This is a genomic window from Catellatospora chokoriensis (assembly GCF_011297315.1).
Taxonomy (GTDB): domain Bacteria; phylum Actinomycetota; class Actinomycetes; order Mycobacteriales; family Micromonosporaceae; genus Catellatospora; species Catellatospora citrea.
This window is the reverse complement of sequence record NZ_JAAOTI010000068.1, coordinates 1-3497: the sequence shown is the minus strand read 5'-3', so window position 1 is coordinate 3497 and position 3497 is coordinate 1. Positions and strand designations below refer to the sequence as shown.

Here is a 3497-nt window from a genome sequence, read left to right as displayed (position 1 = left end):
GGATGCCGGTGTAGTTCTCGGGGTGCCAGGGGTCGGGCCAGCCCAGGGGGTTGGTGGACAGTTGTCCGTTGTCCTTGAAGCCGCCGAGCACGCCGAACCCGACCGGCACCACGATCAGCGAGCCGATCGCGATGGAGACGACGTGCAGCACGGCGCGCCGGGCCCGGACTGCCGGGTTATCCGAGGTGGTCATCGCTGGACTCCCCTGTTGGTGATCGCGCCCTCGGTGTCGCGGCGTAGGACGAACCGCTGGTAGAACAGGGCGAAGACGAAGCTCAGCATGAACATGATGATGCTGATCGCGCTGGCGTAGCCGACCTCGAAGCGGCGGAAGCCGCGGTCGAACATGGTGACGGCCATGGTCTCCGAGGAGTGGATGGGGCCGCCGCCGGTGAGCACCCAGACCATGTCGAACAGCTGGATGCTGCCGATCACGGACAGGAACACGCTGATCCGGATGGTCGGGCCGAGCAGCGGCAGCGTCACGTGGCGGAACACCTGCCACGCGCTGGCGCCGTCGGTGGTGGCGGCCTCGGTGAGCTCCTGCGGGATGTTCTGCCGGCCCGCCAAGTAGAGGATCATGTGGAAGCCGAAGTACTTCCACGAGATCACCAGGAACAGCGCGAACAGCACCGTGTCCGGGTCCGCGAAGATCGCGCCCGCCTCGGCGCCGAGCCACTTCGACAGCGTGTCGCCCAGGCCCCGGTTCGGTGAGAACACGAGGGTGAACAGCACGGCGGTGGTGACCTCGGACAGCACGTACGGGGCGAAGAAGATGACGCGGTAGATGCCGCGGCCCTTGAGCTTCTGGTTGAGCAGCATGGCCAGGCCGAGCGAGACGGGCAGCTGGATCAGCAGCGACAGCCCGATGAGCACGAACGCCCGCCACAGGTCGCCCAGGAACGTCGGGTCCTCGAAGGCGCGGGTGAAGTTGTCGATCCCGACGAAGTTCTCCGGCAGGCCGAAGCCGTTCCACTTGTACATGCTGGCGTAGCCCGCGACCACGATCGGGGTGATGACCAGCAGCAGGAACAGCACCAGCGCCGGGGCCAGGAACAGGGCGATGGTGCCGAGGCGGCGGAGCGGCCGGGGCCGGGCCCGGCGGCCACGCTGCTGCGTGGCCGCCGGATCCGCCGCCAAGAGCTCGGTCGCCGCGTCGTCGGTGCGCTGGCCGGTGATCGTCGATGGCGTCATCGTGCCTGCTCCACTCGGTTCTCGTACGCGGCTACGGGTTCTTGGTCAAGGAACATGGCTACTGGCTCTTCGCGACCTTGGTGATGTCCTTGACGATCTGCTCCGGCGTCTTAGAGCCCGCGATCAGCTCGGCGACACTGTCGTTGACCTGCTGACCGACCGCCGGCGGGTACGCCTGGTCCAGGAACAGCTGGAACCCGGTCGCCGACGCGAGGCTGGCCGCGACGACCTTGCTGTTCGGGTCCTTGATCGCGTCCGCGGCGTCCTTGACCGTCGGCAGCACCGCACCCGTCGCCGCCGACTTGCGCTGGTTCGCGACGTCCAGCAGTGTCTTGAGGAAGTCGACCGTCGACGCCGGAGCGTTCTTGCCCAGCACGAACCCGTTGCCGCCGCCGAACGCCTCGGCCACCGAGCCCTTGCCGCCCTCGACAGCCGGGAAAGCGAAGTAGCCCAGCTTGTCGCCCAGACCCTTCTTGCTCGTCGACGACGAAGCCTGCACCGACGGAGCCCACTGGCCCATCAGCTCCAGCGCCGCCCCACCGTTGCCCATCGTCGCGGCCTGACCGTCCGGCGAACCGTACTCCGCTCCCAGGAAGCCCTTCTGGAACGGCTGCAGATCCACCAGCTCCTTCAAACGCTGACCTGCGGCGATGAAGTCCGGGGTGTCGAAGTTGTTGTCCTTCGCCGCCTGCTGAAGCGCTCCCAGACCACCGATGCGCATGGCCAGGTAAGCCCAGTAGAAGTGCCCCGGCCACTTCTCCTTGCCCGCCAGAGCGATCGGCACGATGCCCTTGCTCTTGATCGTGGAGACCGTGGTCAGCAGCTCAGCCCAGCTGGTCGGCGTCGCCGTGACGCCCGCCTTGGCAAAAAGATCCTTGTTGTACCAGAAACCGACCATGCCCACGTCGAACGGAACCCCGTAGATCTTCCCGTCGATCGTGAACGGCTGCACCGACGCCGGCAGCAGGCTGCCGATCCACGGCTGCACGTCGGCCGTGATGTCCTTGACCAGACCGGCGTCGACCTGCTGCTTGAGCACGCCGCCACCCCACGACTGGAACAGGTCCGGCGGGGAGCCCGCCTGCGTCGCCGTGGTCAGCTTCGCCTTGAACGCCTCGTTCTCCAGCGGCTGGATCACGACCTTCACGTTCGTGTGCGCGGTCTCGTACTCCTTGGCGATCGCCGCCCAGACCGGCAGCATCGGCTCGGTGTTCTGGATGTGCCACCAGTTGATCGTCTGCGGACCGTCAGGCGTGCTCGGCTCGTCGCTGCCACAAGCGCTCAGCAGGTAAGCGCCGGCGCCGGCGCCCGCGATGCCGAGCAGCGTTCTGCGGGAGAGGTGCGCTGTCATGTGCCATCCCTTCGAGGACTTACCAGGTGCTCGGATGCCGACCGAGTCGGCGGGAGGTGCGGAAACGCGGCTCCGAAACTTTCAGTACGCAGCCGGTATTTTCAAGTGATGGCGGGCACGTTACGACGTGGGCACGTACGGGGTCAAGGGGCTGTCGCATCTCGACTTGAACCGTTACGGTGGGCGGGATTTCTGAAAGTTCCGACCGAGAGTTATCGGAACGAAGCCGGAAGACGGCGCAGTGCCCCCCGAACACAAGGAGCCGAACATGTCGACCGAGATCGCAGACGTGGCCACCGCCGCCCGGTCGATCCGCAACCCCGTCCTGCCCGGGTTCCACCCGGACCCCTCGATCCTGCGCGTCGAAGACGACTACTACCTGGCCACCTCGACCTTCGAGTGGTACCCCGGCGTGCGCGTGCACCACTCCCGCGACCTCGTCCACTGGCGCCCCCTAGGCGGCATCGTCACCGAACGCCGCCTGCTCGACCTACGCGGCTGCGGCGACTCCAACGGCATCTGGGCACCCGACCTCACCTGGCACGACGGCCAGTTCCACCTCGTCTACAGCGACGTCGCCAGCTTCGCCAGCGGCTACTGGGACCCCCAGAACTACCTGATCACCGCACCCGACATCACCGGCCCCTGGTCCGACCCGGTGGTGCTGCACTCGCACGGTTTCGACGCGTCGCTGTTCCACGACGAGGACGGGACCAGCTGGCTGCTGGCGATGAGCGCGGACTGGCGGCCGGGCCGCGACCGCTTCGGCGGCATCGAGATCCAGCGTTATGACCGGGCCAAGCGGCAGCTCGTCGGCAACGCGCAGATCATCTTCACCGGCACGCCCGCCGGCCTGACCGAGGGGCCGCACCTGTACCGGCACGACGGCTGGTACTGGCTGGTCACCGCCGAGGGCGGCACCAGCTGGGAGCACCAGGTGACCGTCGCTCGG

Annotated in this window: 3 protein-coding genes and 1 pseudogene; 1 reads left to right on the top strand and 3 read right to left on the bottom strand. The window is 67.3% G+C overall.

The features are described 5' to 3' along the window. From HAV39_RS41970 to HAV39_RS41960, 3 genes and pseudogenes are all read right to left on the bottom strand, one after another. A pseudogene (locus tag HAV39_RS41970) lies at nucleotides 1-193 on the bottom strand (carbohydrate ABC transporter permease); the annotation flags it as partial. Continuing rightward, entirely contained in the window at nucleotides 190-1194 is a 1005-nt protein-coding gene (locus HAV39_RS41965; protein ID WP_191844648.1) for a carbohydrate ABC transporter permease, read from the bottom strand. The pseudogene HAV39_RS41970 and the gene HAV39_RS41965, both read right to left, overlap by 4 nt. Before the next feature lie 58 nt (nucleotides 1195-1252). Beyond that, nucleotides 1253-2545, bottom strand: a complete 1293-nt coding sequence (locus HAV39_RS41960) for an extracellular solute-binding protein (protein WP_191844647.1) — start codon at nucleotides 2543-2545, stop codon at nucleotides 1253-1255. Nucleotides 2546-2813: 268 nt separating this feature from the next. Between HAV39_RS41960 and HAV39_RS41955 the strand changes: the two genes are divergently transcribed. Next, nucleotides 2814-3497: family 43 glycosylhydrolase (locus tag HAV39_RS41955; protein ID WP_191844646.1), on the top strand; the 684-nt coding region annotated here is incomplete at its 3' end.

Bases quoted from the DNA above. Each gene is read 5' to 3' on its own strand.
- HAV39_RS41965 (WP_191844648.1), bottom strand. From the start codon at position 1,194: ATGACGCCATCGACGATCACCGGCCAGCGCACCGACGACGCGGCGACC.
- HAV39_RS41960 (WP_191844647.1), bottom strand. From the start codon at position 2,545: ATGACAGCGCACCTCTCCCGCAGAACGCTGCTCGGCATCGCGGGCGCC.